Source organism: Leclercia sp. M50 (assembly GCF_037150775.1).
Classification (GTDB): Bacteria; Pseudomonadota; Gammaproteobacteria; order Enterobacterales; family Enterobacteriaceae; genus Enterobacter.
On the sequence record NZ_JBBCPK010000009.1, the window covers coordinates 1 to 20,159 of the forward strand.

The window sequence follows — 20,159 nt, forward strand, 5'->3', positions numbered from 1 at the left end:
CGACCGTGACCAATTTCACGACGCTTCGGCGAGCCAACCATACCGGTTTCACCTACGGAGTACGGAGGGAAGTTGTAGTGGAACAGGAAGCTGTCAGTGCGCTCGCCCATCAGTTCGTCGATGTTCTGTGCGTCACGGGCAGTACCCAGGGTCGCGGTAACCAGCGCCTGCGTTTCACCACGGGTGAACAGCGCGGAACCGTGAGTACGTGGCAGCACGCCAGTACGCACATCCAGACCACGGATCATATCTTTTTCACGGCCATCGATACGCGGCTCGCCTGCCAGAACGCGGCTACGAACAACGTTTTTCTCGATAGCGTGCAGGATTTCGCCCAGCTCGTTAGCGTCCAGGGACTCATCTTCTGCCACCAGCGTAGCGATGGTTTCAGATTTGATCGCGTCAACCTGGGTATAACGCTCTTGCTTGTCGGTGATGCGGTAAGCATCGCTCAGACGCGCTTCGGCCAGGGCTGCAACGCGTGCATTCAGCGCGTCGTTTGCCGCTTCTGGCTGCCAGTCCCAACGTGGTTTACCGGCTTCTTTCACCAGGTCGTTAATGTTCTGGATAACGATCTGCTGTTGGTCGTGGCCAAAGACCACCGCGCCCAGCATCTGGTCTTCGCTCAGCAGTTCTGCTTCGGATTCAACCATCAGTACCGCCGCTTCTGTACCGGCAACAACCAGGTCCAGCTTGCTTGACTTCAGCTCGTCCTGAGTTGGGTTCAGAACGTACTGGTCATTGATGTAACCCACGCGCGCAGCACCGATAGGACCGTTGAATGGAATACCAGACAGGGAGAGGGCTGCGGATGCGCCGATCATCGCAACGATGTCCGGGTTAACCTGTGGGTTAACGGAAACAACGGTTGCGATAACCTGAACTTCGTTAACGAAGCCTTCCGGGAAGAGCGGACGAACCGGGCGGTCAATCAGACGCGCGATCAGGGTTTCGCCTTCGCTTGGACGGCCTTCACGACGGAAGAAACCACCCGGGATTTTACCGGCAGCGTAAGTACGCTCCTGGTAGTTTACGGTCAGTGGGAAGAAGTCCTGACCTGGTTTAGCTTTTTTCTGGCCAACCACGGTCACGAATACCGCGGTGTCATCCATGCTTACCATAACAGCAGCAGTAGCCTGACGTGCCATCATGCCGGTTTCCAGCGTAACGGTATGTTGACCGTACTGGAATTTACGAACGATCGGATTCAGCAAGATTCTGTCCTTTCTTAAATGAATGACAGCACACCAAAGGCGTGCTGACTTTTACCGGACCTTCTTCGCATCCTCGCGACTAATGACAACCGACACCCCCATGGGTGAAGCCTCTCATTAGCCGCGCGAACCTCTGCAATGAAGATCATTTATAGCAACAATACATTAGTTTCCAGTGAATTGCTGCGGTCTGGTTGAAAAAAGGGGCCATAAGGCCCCCTTTTCTGAAACTCGCAAGACTTAGCGACGCAGGCCCAGACGCTCGATCAGCGCGGTGTAGCGTGCAACATCTTTACGTTTCAGGTAGTCGAGCAGTTTACGACGCTGAGAAACCATGCGCAGCAGACCACGACGGCTGTGGTGATCTTTTTTGTGCTCTGCAAAGTGACCCTGCAGGTGGTTAATCTGTGCAGTCAGCAGTGCAACCTGAACTTCGGTAGAACCGCTGTCGTTAGCATCACGACCAAACTCAGAAACGATTTTAGCTTTAGCTTCAACGCTTAGAGACATTTTAAAACTCCAAAATTTAAAGAATGAAAGGAAGCCGATCTCTAATTCAGCTTTCCCATGTATAACGTTTGCCAATTGTTAAACAATTTACCAGACGTTAAGCCGCAATATTCTACCCGCCTCCCCTGCTTATCGCAAGGCAAGGCGTCAGCTTATGCCGGATATTCAACCACCAGACGGCGTGGGGCAACACGACCTTCGTCGTCGATTTCACCCATCCCGATAAAGGTGTTGTCATCCCCTTCCGTAACGCGCACCAGCCCTTGCGCCGGGACATTCGTCGTGCGCACCGGGTTGCCGTTTTTAAAGTAAACGGAGGAGGTCAGCGGCAGATTGACAACCGGATAGTCCGAAGCAGGACTGTCCATTGGCATCAGTAATGGGTCAAGCAGGTCCGCAGCCTCTGTGCCCTGCTCCTGCGCCTGGTCCACCAGCGCCTGCAGCTGCTCCAGCGTCACCATACGTTCAGCCGGGTACTTGCTGACTGCCAGACGACGCAGATAAATAACGTGCGCGCCACAGCCCAGCTTCTCACCCAGATCGTCGATGATGGTGCGGATATAGGTGCCTTTTGAGCAATGCACTTCCAGCTCCAGCTCATCGCCTTCGTGACGAATGAACAGCAGCTCATAGACCGTAATCGGACGGGCCTCACGTGGCACCTCAATCCCCTGACGCGCATACTCATAGAGCTTTTTGCCCTGATACTTCAGCGCCGAGTACATGGACGGCACCTGTTGGGTGTCGCCACGGAAGCTCTCGAGCGCGGCATCAAGCTGTTCGCTGCTGAACGTCACCGGACGCTCTTCGACGACCTGACCATCGGCATCGGAGGTGTCCGTGCGCTGGCCAAGCTTTGCAATCACGCGGTAGCGTTTGTCTGAATCCAGCAGATACTGGGAAAACTTGGTCGCTTCACCCAGACAAATCGGCAGCATACCGGTCGCCAGCGGATCCAGCGCCCCGGTGTGCCCCGCGCGGTTGGCGTTATATATACGCTTAACTTTTTGCAGCACGTCGTTGCTGGATGCACCCTGCGGTTTATCCAGCAGCAGCACGCCGTGCACGTCGCGACCGCGACGACGAGGACGACTCATCAGTCCTCCTTTTTATCGTCCGGGTTCACACGACGCTCATCATCCTGCTTCACCACGCTAGTGACCAGGTTGGACATGCGCATCCCTTCGACCAGCGAGTTGTCGTAGAAGAAGGTCAGCTCTGGCACGATACGCAGGCGCATCGCTTTGCCAAGCAGAGAGCGGATGAAACCAGAGGCTTCCTGCAGCGCTTTAATACCGTTCTTAACCGCGTCTTCATCCTGGTCATTCAGGAAGGTTACGAACACTTTGCCATACGCCAGGTCGCGGGACATCTCCACGCCAGACACGGTGGTCATCATCCCCAGGCGCGGGTCTTTGATTTCGCGCTGAAGGATGATTGCGATCTCTTTTTGCATCTCCTGAGCCACGCGCTGCGGGCGACCAAATTCTTTCGCCATAATAAATTCTCCAGACAAAAAAGGGGCCAAAGCCCCTTTTGAAATTTAATGCCGGGTGGCGCGAGGCGATCCCGGCCTACAATCGGCAATCTTAGCGAAGATTACGCGATAGTGCGTTGGATCTCGATGATCTCGAACACTTCGATCATATCGCCAACGCGAACGTCGTTGTAGTTCTTAACGCCGATACCACATTCCATGCCGTTACGGACTTCGTTAACGTCATCTTTGAAGCGGCGCAGGGATTCCAGCTCGCCTTCGTAGATAACCACGTTGTCACGCAGTACGCGGATTGGGTTGTGACGTTTGATGTTACCCTCGGTAACCATACAGCCCGCGATCGCACCGAATTTAGGTGATTTGAACACGTCACGCACTTCAGCCAGACCGATGATCTGCTGTTTCAGTTCCGGAGACAGCATACCGCTCATCGCCGCTTTCACTTCGTCGATCAGGTTATAGATGACGGAGTAGTAACGCAGATCCAGGCTTTCCGCTTCGATCACGCGACGCGCAGAGGCATCGGCACGCACGTTGAAGCCAACCAGAATCGCGTTGGACGCTGCAGCCAGGGTTGCGTCGGTTTCGGTGATACCACCTACGCCGGAACCGATGATCTTCACTTTCACTTCGTCGGTAGAGAGTTTCAGTAAAGAGTCGGAGATCGCTTCCACAGAACCCTGAACGTCGGCCTTCAGAACCACGTTTACTTCGTGAACTTCGCCTTCGGTCATGTTGGCGAACATGTTCTCGAGTTTAGATTTCTGCTGACGAGCCAGTTTAACTTCACGGAATTTGCCCTGACGGTACAGCGCAACTTCACGCGCTTTCTTCTCGTCACGAACAACGGTCACTTCATCACCGGCAGCCGGAACACCGGAGAGACCCAGGATTTCCACAGGAATGGATGGACCTGCTTCCAGCACTTCGCGACCCAGTTCGTCACGCATTGCACGAACACGGCCATATTCGAAGCCACACAGCACGATGTCGCCTTTGTTCAGGGTACCTTCACGTACCAGAACGGTCGCAACCGGGCCACGGCCTTTATCCAGGAAGGATTCGATTACCGCACCGCTCGCCATACCATTGCGAACCGCTTTCAGCTCCAGAACTTCAGCCTGCAGCAGGATAGCGTTCAGCAGGTCATCGATACCGGTACCCACTTTTGCAGAAACCGGGATGAACTGAGACTCACCGCCCCACTCTTCCGGCATAACACCGTACTGGGACAGTTCGTTTTTAACGCGATCCATGTCCGCTTCTGGCTTATCGATTTTGTTCACTGCAACAACCAGAGGCACCTGCGCCGCTTTCGCGTGCTGGATAGCTTCGATGGTCTGTGGCATGACGCCATCGTCTGCTGCGACAACCAGAACAACGATATCCGTTGCCTGAGCACCACGTGCACGCATGGAGGTAAACGCGGCGTGCCCCGGGGTATCCAGGAAGGTGATCATCCCATTATCGGTTTCTACATGGTATGCACCGATGTGCTGGGTAATGCCGCCTGCTTCGCCGGAGGCAACCTTCGTAGAACGAATGTAGTCCAGCAGAGAGGTTTTACCGTGGTCAACGTGACCCATGATGGTCACAACTGGTGCACGCGGCTCAGCTGCTGCGCCAGTGTCACGGTCGCTCATTACCGCTTCTTCCAGCTCGTTTTCACGACGCAGGATAACTTTGTGGCCCATCTCTTCGGCAACCAGCTGTGCGGTTTCCTGGTCGATAACCTGGTTGATGGTCGCCATTGCGCCCAGCTTCATCATCGCTTTGATGACCTGAGAGCCTTTAACCGCCATCTTGTTAGCCAGATCGCCAACGGTGATGGTTTCGCCGATCACAACGTCACGGTTAACAGCCTGCGCTGGCTTCTGGAAGCCCTGCTGCAGAGCGGAACCTTTACGCTTGCCGCCTTTACCACCGCGAACGGCAGCACGTGCTTCTTCACGGTCAGCTTTAGATTCGGCGTGCTTGTTGCCTTTTTTGGCTGGACGCGCGGCTTTTGCACTACGCGTGCGGCCACGACCACCTTCAACTTCACGGTCGTTGTCATCTTCTGCCTGACGCGCGTGCTGGGAGGTAGTGACGTGATAGTCGCTGGTGTCTTCGGACGGTTCAGCGGTATTCACACCGTTTTTCTCGTTCTCTTCTGCCATACGGCGCGCTTCTTCAGCAACGCGACGGGCTTCTTCTTCGAGCTTGCGGCGGGCTTCTTCTTCCGCTTTACGCTTCAGCTCAGCTGCTTCATTTTCACGGCGGGCTTTTTCTGCCTGGGCGGTTTTGGTCATATCGTCAGTCTGTTGATTGCTCACTTTGTCTTTTTCCGCAGCGTCGCGCTTCGCTTTTTCAGCGGCGTCACGTTTCGCTTTTTCTGCGGCCTCACGTTCAGCTTTTAATACTGCCTCACGTTTGGCGTTTTCTTCCGCCTCACGCTGGGCTTGCTCTTCCGCTTCACGCTGTGCCTGCTCTTCCGCAGCGAGGCGCTCTGCCTCTTGCGGATCACGTTTTACAAAGGTGCGCGTCTTGCGGACTTCGATTTGTACCGATTTGCTTTTTCCACCGGTACCTGGAATGTTTAACGTGCTACGCGTTTTGCGCTGCAGCGTTAACTTGTCAGGCGTTGAACCATGTTCACGGTTCAGATGCGTTAACAAGGTTTGTTTTTCTTGCGCGGTCACCGAGTCATCAGCGGACTTCGGGATCCCTGCATCAGCAAATTGCTGTACCAGGCGATCCACGGAGGTCTGAATCTCAGCAGCCAGCGTTTTTACAGTTACATCAGTCATGCTGTTCCTTCCTGCTACAGTTTATTACGCTTCGTCGCCGAACCAGCAGATATTACGTGCGGCCATGATGAGTTCGCCGGCTTTCTCGTCGGTTAAACCTTCGATATCGGCCAGGTCATCAACGCCTTGCTCAGCGAGATCTTCCAGCGTACAAACACCACGGGCAGCCAGCTTGAACGCGATCGCACGATCAAGACCTTCCAGATTCAGCAGGTCATCAGCCGGCTTGTTATCACCAAGGCTTTCTTCCTGAGCCAGTGCCAGGGTGGTCAGTGCGTTTTTAGCGCGTTCACGCAGGGCTTCAACGGTGGCTTCATCCAGACCGTCAATTTCCAGCAGTTCTTTCATTGGCACATAGGCCAGTTCTTCCAGCGTAGAGAAGCCTTCTTCAACCAGAACGGTGGCGAACTCTTCGTCAATGTCCAGATGCTTAGTGAAGGTATCAATCGCTGCATGGGCTTCAGCCTGGTGCTTCGCCTGCAGGTCGTCAACGGTCATCACGTTGAGTTCCCAGCCGCTCAGCTGCGACGCCAGACGGACGTTCTGACCGTTACGGCCAATCGCCTGTGCCAGGTTACCGGCTTCAACGGCGATATCCATGGTGTGCTTATCTTCGTCGACGACGATAGAGGCAACATCAGCCGGGGCCATCGCGTTAATCACGAACTGCGCCGGGTTGTCGTCCCACAGAACGATATCAATACGCTCGCCGCCGAGTTCAGTCGAAACGGCCTGAACGCGCGCGCCACGCATACCAACGCAAGCACCGACCGGATCGATACGTTTGTCGTTGGTTTTCACCGCGATTTTCGCACGGGAACCCGGATCGCGGGCAGCTGCTTTAATCTCGATAACTTCTTCGCCGATTTCCGGCACTTCGATGCGGAACAGTTCGATCAGCATCTCAGGCTTAGAACGGGTCACGAACAGCTGAGCACCGCGGGCTTCTGGACGCACGGAATAGAGTACGCCGCGAATACGGTCGCCCGGACGGAAGTTTTCGCGTGGCAGCATATCCTCACGCAGGATAACCGCTTCCGCGTTGTTACCCAGATCCAGGGAGATGTTGTCGCGGTTAACTTTCTTCACCACGCCGGTGATGATCTCACCTTCGTGCTCGCGGAACTGGTCAACAACCATCGCACGCTCAGCTTCACGTACTTTCTGTACGATAACCTGTTTCGCGGTCTGCGTGGTGATACGGTCGAAGGTCACAGATTCGATCTGATCTTCAACGTAATCATCAATGTTCAGGCTTTCATCTTCGAAACGTGCCGCTTCGAGGGTGATTTCCTTCGTGGGTTGGGTCACTTCTTCAACGATAAGCCAACGACGGAAAGTATCGAAGTCACCGCTTTTGCGATCGATTTCAACGCGGACATCGATCTCTTGTTCATATTTTTTCTTGGTTGCCGTAGCCAGTGCACTTTCCAGCGCTTCGAAAATTTTCTCACGCGGCAGGGCTTTCTCGTTGGAAACGGCTTCAACAACAGCCAAAATTTCTTTGTTCATCGCGGGCTTTTCACCTCAATCCAGACTGTTAAAAGTGGGGAACCAGGTTCGCCTTCTGGATATTACTCAGCGCGAACACTTCATCTTTGCCTTCGACTGTAACCGTGATCATCTCACCATCAACGGCTTTAATAACGCCTTGCCATTTACGGCGGTTCTGTACGGCCATGCGCAGAACGAGAGCCACTTCTTCACCAGTAAAGCGCGTGTAGTGTTCAGCCGTGAACATTGGTCTGTCGAGACCAGGCGAGGAAACTTCCAGGTTGTAGGCAACAGTAATGGGATCTTCAACGTCAAGAACCGCACTCACCTGGTGGCTGACATCAGCACAATCATCAACATTGATGCCATCTTCACTATCAATATAGATGCGCAGCGTGGATGTACGACCCCGAACGAATTCGATGCCGACCAGTTCGTAGCCCAGTGCTTCGACCGGTGCTGTAATCATCTCTGTTAATTTTTGCTCTAATGTGGACAAGCCCACCCCCAAGACGTAAAAAAAGGGCATAAAGCCCAGTTATTCTGTAGTCAGATAACAAAAAACCCCGATAAATCGGGGCTTTAGATAACTGAACCCTATAGCCACAACTGTGGCCTGGAGCACTTTCAAAAAGAATTTTTTCAAATCCAGCTACGAAGGCGCTAAGTCTTCACAGTATATTTGAAAAAGGACTTTATAGGAAAGTGGTTGCGGGGGCCGGATTTGAACCGACGACCTTCGGGTTATGAGCCCGACGAGCTACCAGGCTGCTCCACCCCGCGCCTGAAACGTGGCAAATTCTACTCGCTGTGGGTAAAAAATGCAAATAATGCTGGGATTTGGTACCGAGGACGGGACGTAAAATCGGCATACAGTATATTGATAGCGTACCCCCGCTGTCAACCCTGTGAACAGCAGCGATTCAGGCGGGAAATTTTTACAAAAAATACATGAATCTCTTTCGGTACTTGCCAAAAGATGATTAAATGAAAACTCACTTATTCTGCATAAACATGCATTTTAGAGTGAAGCGTTCACTCATCAGTCAATCAAGCAGGGTTTTATTTTATGACGACGATTCTCAAGCATCTTCCGCAAGGACAACGTATTGGCATCGCTTTTTCCGGCGGTCTGGACACCAGCGCTGCACTGCTGTGGATGCGCCAGAAGGGAGCGGTTCCGTATGCATATACTGCGAACCTGGGTCAGCCGGATGAGGACGATTACGAAGCCATCCCGCGTCGCGCCATGGAGTACGGTGCCGAGAACGCACGCCTGATTGACTGCCGTAAGCAGCTGGTTGCCGAAGGTATCGCTGCTATTCAGTGCGGCGCTTTCCATAACACCACCGGCGGCCTGACCTATTTCAACACCACGCCGCTGGGCCGTGCCGTTACCGGCACCATGCTGGTTGCTGCCATGAAAGAGGATGGCGTCAACATCTGGGGCGACGGCAGTACCTATAAAGGCAACGATATCGAGCGCTTCTACCGTTACGGTCTGCTGACTAACGCCGAGCTGCAGATTTACAAGCCGTGGCTCGATACCGATTTCATCGATGAGCTGGGCGGCCGTCATGAAATGTCTGAATTTATGATCGCCTGCGGTTTCGATTACAAGATGTCGGTCGAGAAAGCCTATTCAACCGACTCCAACATGCTGGGTGCTACCCACGAAGCAAAAGACCTGGAATACCTGAACTCCAGCGTGAAGATCGTCAACCCGATCATGGGCGTGAAGTTCTGGGACGAAAACGTCAACATCCAGGCAGAAGAAGTGACCGTGCGTTTTGAACGCGGCCACCCGGTTGCCCTGAACGGTCAGACCTTCTCTGACGACGTGGAACTGATGCTGGAAGCTAACCGCATTGGTGGCCGTCACGGTCTGGGTATGAGCGATCAGATTGAAAACCGTATCATCGAAGCGAAGAGCCGTGGCATCTATGAAGCCCCGGGGATGGCGCTGCTGCACATCGCTTACGAGCGTCTGCTGACCGGCATTCATAACGAAGATACCATCGAGCAGTATCACTCCCACGGTCGCCAGTTAGGTAAACTGCTGTACCAGGGCCGCTGGTTCGATCCGCAGGCGCTGATGCTGCGTGATGCCCTGCAGCGTTGGGTGGCGAGCGCCATCACCGGTGAAGTGACCTTAGAACTGCGTCGCGGCAATGACTACTCGATTCTGAATACGGTCTCTGACAACCTGACCTACCAGCCAGAGCGTCTGACCATGGAAAAAGGTGATTCTGTCTTCTCGCCAGACGATCGTATCGGTCAGCTGACGATGCGCAATCTGGATATCACCGATACCCGCGCCAAGCTGTTCACCTATACCGAAAATGGCCTGCTCTCCGTCTCCACCGGCAATGGCCTGCCGCAGGTTGAGAATCTGGAAAACAGCGATAAGCAGTAATCGCGAATTAAGATGCAAAAGGCGCCTGAGGGCGCCTTTTTTATTGCCGAATTTCGTGACGTGAAGGGCGGGCAAGCGCAGTGCCCCCGCTGTCTTTCCGCCGCGGTGCAACGCTTGCCGGGCCTACGAAAAGACAACGTACAGACGAAAAAAAAGACGTCTTTCGACGTCTTTCTCTCGGAATATTGGTACTGAGGATGGGACTCGAACCCACAAGCCCGTTAGGGCACTACCACCTCAAGGTAGCGTGTCTACCAATTCCACCACCTCAGCACAGATACTACTCTTACTGCGGGATATCGCTGGTCGGCTTAGCCGGTGCAGCTGGCTGAGTCTGCTCAGATTTCGCTGGCGCGCTCAGATTATCCCACTCGCTTCCTTTGTTGATCTTGTTGCTATTGATATTGCCAAGCGCCAGACTGATGATGAAAAACAGCGTTGCCAGAATCGCCGTTGCGCGGGTCATGAAGTTACCAGAACCACTTGAACCGAACAGCGTACCAGAAGCGCCTGCTCCAAAAGAGGCCCCCATATCAGCGCCTTTACCTTGCTGCAGCATGATCAGCGCTACCAGAGCGATGGCTACAATAAGGAAAACAACCAAAAGAGCTTCGTACATAATCAACCTGTTCCTTGCGGATTTGCCGCATACCAATGCTTCAACCAATAAGCAGGAATTTTGCTTTCCCACTGAAGCGGGTGTGAATACTAACCAAAGCGAATGACCTTCGCAAGGGCAATTTCAGCTCATTGTATCAAGTGCGGAAAAAAACAGCAAAACCGCCATAACTGTACAAAACAAAGGCGGCATAAGCCGCCTTTTTAGACACTTACCAGAGGTTACGCAGCTTTTACCGCATCAGCGATGCGATGGGCAAACTCGGTGACCTGCGCTTCGTCTTCCCCTTCCACCATCACACGGATCAGCGGTTCGGTACCCGACTTACGCAGCAGAACGCGGCCACGGGAGCCCAACGCCGCTTCCACTTCAGCCATCACCGCTTTCACATTCTCGTTTTCCAGTGGATCGCCCTTACCTGCCGTAAAGCGAACATTGACCAGGATCTGCGGGAACATTTTCATCCCACTGCACAGATCGTGCAGGGACATATGGTTACGCACCATCGCTGCCACAACCTGCAGGCTCGCCACGATCCCGTCACCGGTAGTGGTTTTATCGAGCAGGATCACGTGACCGGAGTTCTCCGCACCGATGCGCCAGCCTTTCTCCTGCAGTTTTTCCAGTACGTAACGGTCGCCAACCTTGGCGCGCACAAACGGGATACCCAACTGCTTGAGCGCCAGCTCCAGGCCCATGTTGCTCATCAGCGTTCCAACGGCGCCACCGCGCAGCTGTCCCTGACGCAGCCCTTCGCGGGCGATGATATAGAGGATCTGGTCGCCATCGACTTTATTGCCTTCATGGTCAACCATGATGACGCGGTCACCATCGCCATCGTAAGCAATCCCGAGATCGGCCTTCTCCGCCAGTACGCGCGCCTGCAGAGCGCGAACATCCGTTGCACCTACCTCGGCATTGATATTCAGACCGTTTGGCTCGCAACCGATGGCAACAACCTGCGCGCCCAGTTCGCGGAATACGTTAGGGGCGATGTGGTAGGTTGCACCGTTAGCGCAGTCCACCACGATTTTCAGATGACCCAGGCTGAGTTCGTTCGGGAAGGTGCCTTTGCAAAATTCAATGTAGCGACCCGCAGCATCGACGATACGGCTGGCTTTACCCAGCTCAGCGGAGTCAACGCAGGTCAGCTCTTTTTCCATTTCCGCTTCAATCGCTTCTTCAACGTCATCCGGCAGTTTGGTGCCGTCAATGGAGAAGAATTTGATGCCGTTATCGTAGAACGGGTTATGCGAGGCAGAGATCACGATGCCCGCTTCGGCACGGAACGCGCGGGTCAGATAGGCCACTGCGGGGGTCGGCATAGGGCCCGTGAAAGAGGCGGAGAGCCCAGCGGCAGACAGACCCGCTTCCAGTGCGGATTCGAGCATGTAACCGGAAATACGCGTATCTTTACCGATAATGATTTTGCGCGACCCGTGGCTTGCCAGCACCTTGCCAGCCGCCCAGCCTAACTTCAGTACAAACTCAGGAGTGATTGGCGCATCGCCCACGCGTCCACGAATGCCGTCGGTACCAAAAAATTTACGATTACTCATAGCGGGAGTTTTCCTTAGTTGCCAGTGTGGCTTCCACCACTCGCATGGCTTCTGCTGTTTCTTTTACGTCATGGACGCGAATTATATGTGCTCCCTGCATCGCTGCAATCACCGCACGGGCCAGGCTGCCACTCAGACGTTCTGATGGCCCAACGTTAAGCAGTTGGCCTATCATGGATTTTCTCGACATTCCGACCAGCAGTGGCAGGCCAAAATGGTGAAACTCCGATAAGCGCGCAAGAAGTTCGTAGTTGTGAGAGAGATTTTTACCGAAACCGAAGCCCGGGTCGAGCAGCAATTTCGCTTTTGCGATACCGGCACGTTCACAGCGCGCAATATGCTCTTCAAAGTAGCGGTTCACATCGGCAAACACGTCGCTGTATTTCGGCGCATCCTGCATGGTTTTCGGCTGGCCCTGCATATGCATCAGGCATACCGGTAAACCGGTCTCGGCAGCCGCTTCAAGCGCACCGGGCTCGGTGAGGGAGCGAACGTCATTGATAATGTGAGCGCCCACTCTTGCCGATTCGCGAATCACCTCAGGTTTGGAGGTATCGACAGAGATCCAGACTTCGAAACGCTGGGCTATCGCCTCAACGACCGGGATAACGCGCGATAACTCTTCATCAACACTGACATCCGCAGCCCCAGGTCGCGTTGACTCTCCACCTACGTCGATGATCGTCGCGCCAGCGTTGATCATCAGATTCGCATGCCTGACCGCATCAATAAGCGAGTTATGCGTGCCGCCATCGGAAAAAGAGTCTGGCGTGACGTTCAGGATCCCCATCACATGGGGATGAGAAAGATCGAGATAAGAATCCTGGGCGAAGAGTTTCATAGCAAGTCCCTGATTTTTGGTTAAGCAGACAAGAAAAACCCCGGGGCAAGCCCCAGGGTTTCAGGTTAAGAGAAGATCATTGACAGCGGTGGCTTATTTATCGCCCAACTGTTCTGACATGGTGTTACCCGGGTTTGGCGTACGCGGTTCATCGACCGGACGCGGCGCACGTGGCGTACCGTTGTTGTCAGAGTTGTTAGAGGCACCTGGATCTTCCCAGCCCGCAGGCGGACGAACATCACGGCGAGCCATCAGGTCATCAATCTGCGGCGCATCGATGGTCTCATATTTCATGAGCGCATCTTTCATGGCGTGCAGGATATCCATATTGTCATTCAGGATCTGACGGGCGCGACCGTAGTTACGTTCAATCAGCGCTTTCACTTCCTGGTCGATGATACGAGCTGTCTCATCGGACATATGTTTCGCTTTCGCCACGCTGCGGCCAAGGAACACTTCGCCTTCTTCTTCCGCATAGAGCAGCGGACCAAGTTTGTCGGAGAAGCCCCACTGGGTCACCATGTTACGCGCCAGGTTGGTCGCGACTTTAATGTCGTTAGACGCACCGGTCGAAACATGTTCCACACCGTAGATAATCTCTTCTGCCAGACGACCACCGTAGAGGGTTGAAATCTGGCTTTCCAGTTTCTGGCGGCTGGCACTGATAGCATCGCCTTCCGGCAGGAAGAACGTTACGCCAAGCGCACGGCCACGTGGAATAATCGTCACTTTATGCACCGGATCGTGTTCCGGCACCAGGCGACCGATAATCGCGTGACCCGCTTCGTGGTAAGCCGTGGACTCTTTCTGCGCTTCCGTCATCACCATGGAGCGACGTTCCGCACCCATCATGATTTTGTCTTTCGCTTTCTCGAACTCCACCATGGAGACCACACGCTTGTTGCCACGGGCAGCAAACAGTGCAGCTTCGTTCACCAGGTTAGCCAGATCGGCACCGGAGAAGCCCGGCGTACCACGTGCAATAATTGCCGCATCGATGTCCGGAGAGAGCGGTACGCGACGCATATGCACTTTCAGGATCTGCTCACGGCCACGAACGTCTGGCAGACCAACCACAACCTGACGGTCAAAACGACCTGGACGCAGCAGCGCAGGGTCAAGAACGTCCGGACGGTTAGTTGCGGCGATAACGATAATGCCTTCGTTACCTTCAAAGCCATCCATCTCAACCAGCATCTGGTTCAGCGTCTGTTCACGTTCATCGTGACCACCGCCCAGGCCCGCGCCACGCTGGCGGCCTACGGCGTCGATTTCATCGATGAAGATGATGCACGGTGCGGCTTTCTTGGCCTGTTCGAACATGTCACGCACACGAGATGCACCCACACCCACGAACATTTCAACGAAGTCAGAACCGGAAATGGTAAAGAACGGCACCTTCGCTTCACCTGCGATGGCTTTCGCCAGCAGGGTTTTACCGGTACCAGGAGGACCTACCATCAGAACGCCTTTCGGGATCTTACCGCCCAGTTTCTGGAAACGGCTCGGCTCACGCAGGTATTCAACCAGTTCACCCACCTCTTCTTTCGCTTCGTCGCAACCTGCAACGTCAGCAAAAGTGGTTTTGATCTGGTCTTCCGTCAGCATACGCGCCTTGCTCTTGCCGAACGACATGGCGCCTTTGCCACCGCCGCCCTGCATCTGACGCATAAAGAAGATCCAGACGCCGATAAGCAGCAGCATCGGGAACCAGGAGATGAAGATAGAAGCCAGCAGGCTTGGCTCTTCCGGCGGCTCGCCGACAACCTTAACGTTTTTAGTCAGCAGGTTATCAAGCAGCTTAGGATCGTTCACCGGAATGTAAGTCGTGTAACGGTTACTATCTTTCTTGGTAACGTTGATCTCACGTCCGTTGATACGCGCTTCGCGAACCTGATCCTGGTTGACCTCTTGCAGGAAGGTAGAGTAGTCCACCTTACGGCCATTAGACTCGCTGGGCCCAAAGCTCTGGAATACTGACATCAGCACAACGGCAATGACCAGCCAGAGTATTAGGTTTTTCGCCATGTCACTCAAGGGATTAACCTCTTATTACAACTGTGTTAAAAACAGCGTCAGGATACTCTGTATCCGATTTATTTCAAACTTTCGCCTGAAATTCACCGGTTATCATTTTCGCCCGGTCGCTACAATATACACTTCACGTGAACGCGCACGCGAAGAGTCCGGTTTACGAACTTTGACCTTCGTAAACAGGGAGCGAATTTCCTTCAGATACTCCTCGAAACCTTCGCCCTGGAACACCTTTACTAAAAAACTACCACCCGGCGCTAATACATCACGACACATTTCTAACGCCAGTTCTACCAGATACATGGAGCGGGGGATATCCACCGCCGGTGTTCCACACATATTTGGCGCCATATCGGACATGACAACCTGAACTTTACTGTCACCTACCCGTTCAAGTAACGCTTTCAGTACTAATTCATCACGAAAATCGCCCTGAAGGAAGTCCACACCAACGATAGGATCCATAGGTAAAAGATCGCAGGCGATAATTCGGCCCGTTCCGCCGATTTGCGTTACCGCATATTGCGACCATCCACCGGGCGCTGCACCGAGGTCAACAACTGTCATCCCCGGTTTAAAGAGTTTGTCACTTTGCTGTATTTCATCAAGTTTAAACCAGGCACGGGAACGTAACCCCTTTTTCTGTGCCTGTTGAACATATTTATCGCTAAAGTGTTCCTGGAGCCAGCGGCTCGAGCTAGCAGAACGCTTTTTACCTGTCATTTAACTTTCCGTCCTGGTTCATCGTAGCCTGTGGTGTAAATTTCCACTCAGCAATTTGGCGATATTAGGGAGATGGCGGTAGAATGAACCGTTTTCAATCCCAACGTAAGCAAAAATATACGATGAATCTGAGTACTAAACAAAAACAGCACCTTAAAGGTCTGGCACATCCGCTCAAGCCTGTAGTTATGCTTGGCAACAATGGTTTGACCGAAGGGGTACTGGCCGAGATTGAACAAGCGCTGGAGCACCACGAATTAATCAAGGTGAAAATCGCCTCTGAAGACAGAGACACCAAGACCTTGATCGTGGAAGCAATCGTGCGCGAGACCGGCGCCTGTAATGTACAGGTCATCGGTAAAACGCTGGTGCTCTACCGCCCATCTAAAGAGCGTAAAATCTCGCTGCCACGCTAAGATTATCCTGAATTGAACACATTTACTGTGTAAAACGAGGGGTTTTTCTTTAGCAGGTGAGCAAAATGCCATGCTCCTTGAGTTGATAAAAGGCCGCTATGCGGCCTTTTTCCTATCTTTACAATCTATCAACATCTGTCCGGGGATGCGAATTACAGGTAATCAACCTTGGTAATTTCGAATTCCACTTCGCCGCCTGGCGTACGGATGGTGACGACATCGTCCTGCTCTTTCCCCACCAGACCGCGTGCGATTGGCGAGTTTACTGAGATCAGATTCTGCTTAAAATCAGCCTCGTCATCACCCACGATGCGGTAGGAGACCTCTTCGTCTGTATCCAGGTTGATCACGGTGACGGTAGAGCCAAAAATCACGCGTCCGTTATTTGGCATTTTTGTGATATCAATCACCTGCGCATTTGACAGCTTGGCTTCGATATCTTTGATACGCCCTTCGCAGAACCCCTGCTGCTCACGCGCGGCGTGATACTCAGCATTCTCTTTCAGATCGCCATGCTCACGTGCTTCCGCAATGGCGGCGATGATTTCAGGGCGGCGAACAGATTTCAAAAAATCCAGCTCTTCACGCAGTTTTTCAGCACCACGTAAGGTCATCGGAATAGCTTGCATTTGTTATACCTCTTTGACATTCCTGTTAGGTACGGTTAACCGACCCGACTACTGGCCCCGCAGGCATCACAGCCTGGCACAGGTCAGAAGCAAAAGAAAACTGACCCGGAAACAATGTTCCAGGTCAGCAGCAATTTTTCAGTTTGATACGTATTTTAACGCGAAGTTCAGTATGGGTCATCGTTTACTTTACAGGGCGTTGGGCCGTAGTATGACGGTTTGTTTCCGGGTTGTTAGCGCGAGATTATGCGATTTTCCAGATTTATCATCGGATTGACCACCACTATTGCGTTCACTGTCCAGGCAGCGAACGTTGATGAGTATATTAATCAGCTGCCCGATGGCGCCAATCTTGCCCTGGTCGTGCAAAAGGTGGGGGCTCAGGCGCCTGAGATTGATTATCACAGCCAGCAGATGGCACTGCCTGCCAGTACCCAAAAGGTGATCACGGCGCTGGCTGCCCTGCTGCAGCTTGGGCCCGACTTTCGTTTTACGACCACGCTTGAAAGCAAAGGCAACATTGAGAACGGCGTGCTGAAAGGCGATCTTATTGCCCGTTTTGGCGGCGATCCGACATTTAAGCGTCAGGATATCCGCAACATGGTCGCCGTGCTAAAGAAGTCTGGCGTACAGCGCATTGAAGGCAATGTGCTTATCGATACGTCCATTTTTGCCAGCCACGATAAAGCCCCCGGCTGGCCGTGGAATGATATGACTCAGTGCTTTAGCGCCCCGCCCGCGGCCGCGATCGTCGATCGCAACTGCTTCTCCATTTCGTTATATAGCGCGCCCAAACCGAACGATTTAGCCTTCATTCGGGTGGCCTCTTACTATCCGGTCAACATGTTCAGCCAGGTGCGTACCCTGGCGAAAGGTTCCCCGGAAGCGCAATACTGCGAACTGGATGTCGTCCCGGGCGATTTGAACCGCTTTACCCTGACCGGCTGCCTGACGCAGCGGGCCGATCCACTGCCGCTGGCCTTCGCCATTCAGGATGGCGCAAGCTATGCCGGGGCGATCCTCAAGAATGAACTGAAGCAGGCCAACATCACTTACAGCGGTACCCTGCTGCGTCAGACGCAGAGCAACGAGCCCGGCACCGTGATTGCCAGTAAGCAGTCGGCGCCGCTGCACGATCTGCTGAAGATCATGCTGAAAAAATCGGACAACATGATCGCCGATACCGTATTTCGCATGATTGGGCATGCCCGCTTTGGCGTACCTGGCACCTGGCGTGCCGGTTCAGATGCGGTTCGTCAGATCCTCCGCCAGCAGGCTGGCATCGATCTTGGCAACACCATCGCGGTCGATGGTTCGGGTCTGTCGCGCCATAACCTGATCTCTCCTGCCACCATGATGCAGGTCCTTCAGTACATTGCTCAGCACGACACTGAACTAAACTTTATCTCAATGCTGCCGCTTGCCGGTTATGACGGCTCCCTGCAGTACCGTGCGGGCCTGCACGCCGCGGGCGTCGATGGCAAAGTCTCCGCCAAAACGGGCTCCCTGCAGGGGGTGTATAACCTTGCCGGGTTTATTACCACCGCCAGCGGACAGCGGATGGCATTTGTGCAGTATCTTTCTGGCTACGCGGTGGAACCTGCCGACCAGCGTAACCGCCGTATCCCGCTGGTGCGCTTTGAAAGCCGGCTTTACAAGGACATTTATCAGAACAACTAGCGATGAAATTACTCATTGTTGAAGACGATCTGCTGTTACAGGAAGGACTGGCGCTGGCGCTCTCGGCTGAAGGTTACACGCTTGATTGCGCGGGTACCGCCGCCGAAGCTGATTGCCTTATCCAGAGCGGCGAATACAGCCTGGTGATCCTCGATCTTGGCCTGCCCGATAAAGACGGCGCCACCCTGCTAAGCCAGTGGCGCCGACGGGGTATCGATAATCCTGTGCTGATCCTGACCGCCCGCGACGCGCTGGAAGACCGGATTAACGGCCTGGACTCCGGTGCCGATGACTATCTGGTGAAGCCCTTTGCGCTGGCAGAACTTCAGGCGCGCGCCAGAGCGTTGATCCGGCGCTACCAGGGGCACAGCGATAACCTGCTCAGCGATGGCGATCTGACGTTAAATCTGCAAACCCAGCAGGTTTTACAGCAATCCCAGCCGGTCGAAGTGACCCCTAAAGAGTTTGCTCTGCTAACCCGGCTGATTATGCGCACCGGTCAGACCGTCCACCGGGAAACCTTGCAGCAGGATATTTACTCCTGGCAGGACGATCCCGGCTCTAATACGCTGGAGGTGCATATTCATAATCTGCGACGCAAGTTGGGCAAAGACCGAATCAAAACGGTACGCGGCGTGGGATATCGCCTTGAGAGTCAAAAATGAACAGCATGCGCCGTCGTCTGATGGTGCTGTTGGCAGTCATTCTGCTTTTCTTTCAACTGATCAGCGTCATCTGGCTCTGGCATGAGAGCCGGGAGCAAATTAGCTTTCTGGTGAGCGAGACGCTGTCGGCAAAATCCCGCAACCAGCATGTCGAGAAAGAGATCCGGGAGGCGATCGCCTCGTTGCTGGTCCCTTCGCTGGTGATGGTCGGGTTTACCCTGCTCTTCTCTTTCTGGGCCGTCAGCTGGATCACCCGTCCGCTGAATCAGCTACGCACCAGCCTTGCGAACCGTTCTGCCGATAATCTTACGCCGCTGCCGATGTACTCCGATATGGAGGAAATAGGCGCCGTCACCACCTCGCTGAATCAACTGCTCGCCCGGCTGGATCAAACCATTCAGCAGGAGCGCCTGTTCACCGCTGATGCCGCACATGAGCTGCGTACGCCGCTGGCGGGTATTCGCCTGCATCTGGAGCTGATGGCGCAGTCAGGCTCGCCTCAGGCGACGACGCTGATTACCCGAATCGATCAACTGATGCATACCGTAGAGCAGCTGCTAATGCTGGCCCGGGCGGGTCAAGCTATGGCCAGCGGCCACTACGACACGGTTAACTGGAGCGAAGCCATTATTGCGCCGCTGGCGCTGGAGAATGAGGTAAAAAGCCATACCCTCATCTGGCCGCAGGCGAGCCCACAGAACGTACAGGGCGATGCAATCCTGTTACGGCTAATGTTGCGCAATTTGCTGGAAAACGCAGTGCGTTACAGCCCGGCGGGAACCACTATTGAAGTCGCCATGCAGGAGGTCGACGGCGGTACGCAGGTGAGCGTCAGCGATCAGGGGCCTGGCATAGATGAAGCCCATCGCCAGTCGATTACCGAGCCGTTTCGCCGCATCGATCAACGCTATGGCGGAAGCGGGCTGGGGCTGAGCATCGTTCAGCGTATTGTACAGCTGCATCGCGGCAAGCTGACGCTGGAGAATCGCCCCGAAGGCGGCTTGATAGTCACCTGCTGGCTGCCAGAAACACTGAATTAAAAAGCCCCCTTGATAAGGGGGCTCTTGACGGT

At 54.0% G+C, this 20,159-nt stretch carries 18 protein-coding genes and 2 tRNA genes; 5 read left to right on the forward strand and 15 right to left on the reverse strand.

Annotated elements, in window-relative coordinates; genetic code table 11:
• The 8 genes from pnp to WFM46_RS03625 form a co-directional block, all read right to left on the reverse strand.
• Positions 1–1,214, reverse strand: a 1,214-nt coding sequence (gene pnp, locus WFM46_RS03590; protein WP_336997075.1) for a polyribonucleotide nucleotidyltransferase, incomplete at its 3' end; no start/stop codon positions are given.
• A gap of 240 nt (positions 1,215–1,454) precedes the next feature.
• Entirely contained in the window at positions 1,455–1,724 is a 270-nt protein-coding gene (gene rpsO / locus WFM46_RS03595; RefSeq protein WP_032614416.1) for a 30S ribosomal protein S15, read from the reverse strand.
• A gap of 152 nt (positions 1,725–1,876) precedes the next feature.
• Positions 1,877–2,821, reverse strand: coding sequence for a tRNA pseudouridine(55) synthase TruB (gene truB / locus WFM46_RS03600; protein WP_103177164.1), 945 nt, complete (start codon positions 2,819–2,821; stop codon positions 1,877–1,879).
• Positions 2,821–3,222, reverse strand: a complete 402-nt coding sequence (gene rbfA / locus WFM46_RS03605) for a 30S ribosome-binding factor RbfA (protein ID WP_336997076.1) — start codon at positions 3,220–3,222, stop codon at positions 2,821–2,823. Before rbfA ends, truB begins: the two co-directional genes overlap by 1 nt.
• 101 nt (positions 3,223–3,323) lie before the next feature.
• Positions 3,324–6,011, reverse strand: coding sequence for a translation initiation factor IF-2 (infB, locus tag WFM46_RS03610; RefSeq protein WP_103177166.1), 2,688 nt, complete (start codon positions 6,009–6,011; stop codon positions 3,324–3,326).
• Positions 6,012–6,035: 24 nt separating this feature from the next.
• Positions 6,036–7,523, reverse strand: coding sequence for a transcription termination factor NusA (gene nusA / locus WFM46_RS03615; RefSeq protein WP_103177167.1), 1,488 nt, complete (start codon positions 7,521–7,523; stop codon positions 6,036–6,038).
• Positions 7,524–7,551: 28 nt separating this feature from the next.
• Positions 7,552–8,004 carry a ribosome maturation factor RimP gene (gene rimP / locus WFM46_RS03620; RefSeq protein WP_139156304.1) on the reverse strand — a complete coding sequence of 151 codons (453 nt, stop codon included), beginning with the start codon at positions 8,002–8,004 and terminating at the stop codon, positions 7,552–7,554.
• A 207-nt stretch (positions 8,005–8,211) separates the two neighbouring features.
• A tRNA-Met gene (locus WFM46_RS03625) sits at positions 8,212–8,288 on the reverse strand.
• Between the two features lie 286 nt (positions 8,289–8,574).
• Here WFM46_RS03625 and argG point away from each other — a divergent pair.
• Positions 8,575–9,921: an argininosuccinate synthase gene (argG, locus tag WFM46_RS03630; protein ID WP_336997077.1), complete on the forward strand. Its 1,347-nt coding sequence runs from the start codon at positions 8,575–8,577 to the stop codon at positions 9,919–9,921.
• 186 nt (positions 9,922–10,107) lie between these two features.
• Here argG and WFM46_RS03635 read toward each other — a convergent pair.
• The 6 genes from WFM46_RS03635 to rlmE all read right to left on the reverse strand — a co-directional run bounded on the left by WFM46_RS03635 (position 10,108) and on the right by rlmE (position 15,697).
• A tRNA-Leu gene (locus tag WFM46_RS03635) sits at positions 10,108–10,194 on the reverse strand.
• Positions 10,195–10,207: 13 nt separating this feature from the next.
• Positions 10,208–10,540 carry a preprotein translocase subunit SecG gene (gene secG / locus WFM46_RS03640; protein WP_039031650.1) on the reverse strand — a complete coding sequence of 111 codons (333 nt, stop codon included), beginning with the start codon at positions 10,538–10,540 and terminating at the stop codon, positions 10,208–10,210.
• Positions 10,541–10,761: 221 nt separating this feature from the next.
• Positions 10,762–12,099, reverse strand: a complete 1,338-nt coding sequence (gene glmM, locus WFM46_RS03645; protein ID WP_114385673.1) for a phosphoglucosamine mutase — start codon at positions 12,097–12,099, stop codon at positions 10,762–10,764.
• Positions 12,092–12,940 (reverse strand): dihydropteroate synthase, encoded by an 849-nt coding sequence (gene folP, locus WFM46_RS03650; RefSeq protein ID WP_336997078.1) that lies wholly within the window; start codon positions 12,938–12,940, stop codon positions 12,092–12,094. The genes glmM and folP overlap by 8 nt, the downstream gene beginning before the upstream one ends.
• 93 nt (positions 12,941–13,033) lie before the next feature.
• A complete protein-coding gene (gene ftsH / locus WFM46_RS03655) occupies positions 13,034–14,968 on the reverse strand; it encodes an ATP-dependent zinc metalloprotease FtsH (protein WP_039031647.1) in 1,935 nt (644 codons plus the stop codon).
• Positions 14,969–15,070: 102 nt separating this feature from the next.
• Complete coding sequence (gene rlmE, locus WFM46_RS03660) at positions 15,071–15,697, reverse strand: 23S rRNA (uridine(2552)-2'-O)-methyltransferase RlmE (RefSeq protein ID WP_103177173.1); 627 nt, start codon at positions 15,695–15,697, stop codon at positions 15,071–15,073.
• A 122-nt stretch (positions 15,698–15,819) separates the two neighbouring features.
• Between rlmE and yhbY the strand changes: the two genes are divergently transcribed.
• Entirely contained in the window at positions 15,820–16,113 is a 294-nt protein-coding gene (gene yhbY, locus WFM46_RS03665; RefSeq protein WP_032614629.1) for a ribosome assembly RNA-binding protein YhbY, read from the forward strand.
• Between the two features lie 152 nt (positions 16,114–16,265).
• Here the strand turns inward: yhbY and greA are convergent, their stop codons facing one another.
• On the reverse strand, positions 16,266–16,742 hold the full coding sequence (greA, locus tag WFM46_RS03670; protein ID WP_103177174.1) for a transcription elongation factor GreA: 477 nt from the start codon (positions 16,740–16,742) through the stop codon (positions 16,266–16,268).
• Between the two features lie 246 nt (positions 16,743–16,988).
• Here greA and dacB point away from each other — a divergent pair, with 246 nt between their 5' ends.
• The 3 genes from dacB to pmrB are packed head-to-tail and all read left to right on the forward strand — an operon-like array spanning position 16,989 to position 20,127.
• Complete coding sequence (gene dacB / locus WFM46_RS03675; protein ID WP_156655273.1) at positions 16,989–18,422, forward strand: serine-type D-Ala-D-Ala carboxypeptidase; 1,434 nt, start codon at positions 16,989–16,991, stop codon at positions 18,420–18,422.
• A gap of 2 nt (positions 18,423–18,424) precedes the next feature.
• Complete coding sequence (pmrA, locus tag WFM46_RS03680) at positions 18,425–19,087, forward strand: two-component system response regulator PmrA (protein ID WP_336997079.1); 663 nt, start codon at positions 18,425–18,427, stop codon at positions 19,085–19,087.
• Positions 19,084–20,127, forward strand: a complete 1,044-nt coding sequence (gene pmrB / locus WFM46_RS03685; protein ID WP_103177177.1) for a two-component system sensor histidine kinase PmrB — start codon at positions 19,084–19,086, stop codon at positions 20,125–20,127. The genes pmrA and pmrB overlap by 4 nt, the downstream gene beginning before the upstream one ends.
• Positions 20,128–20,159: the final 32 nt, after the last annotated feature.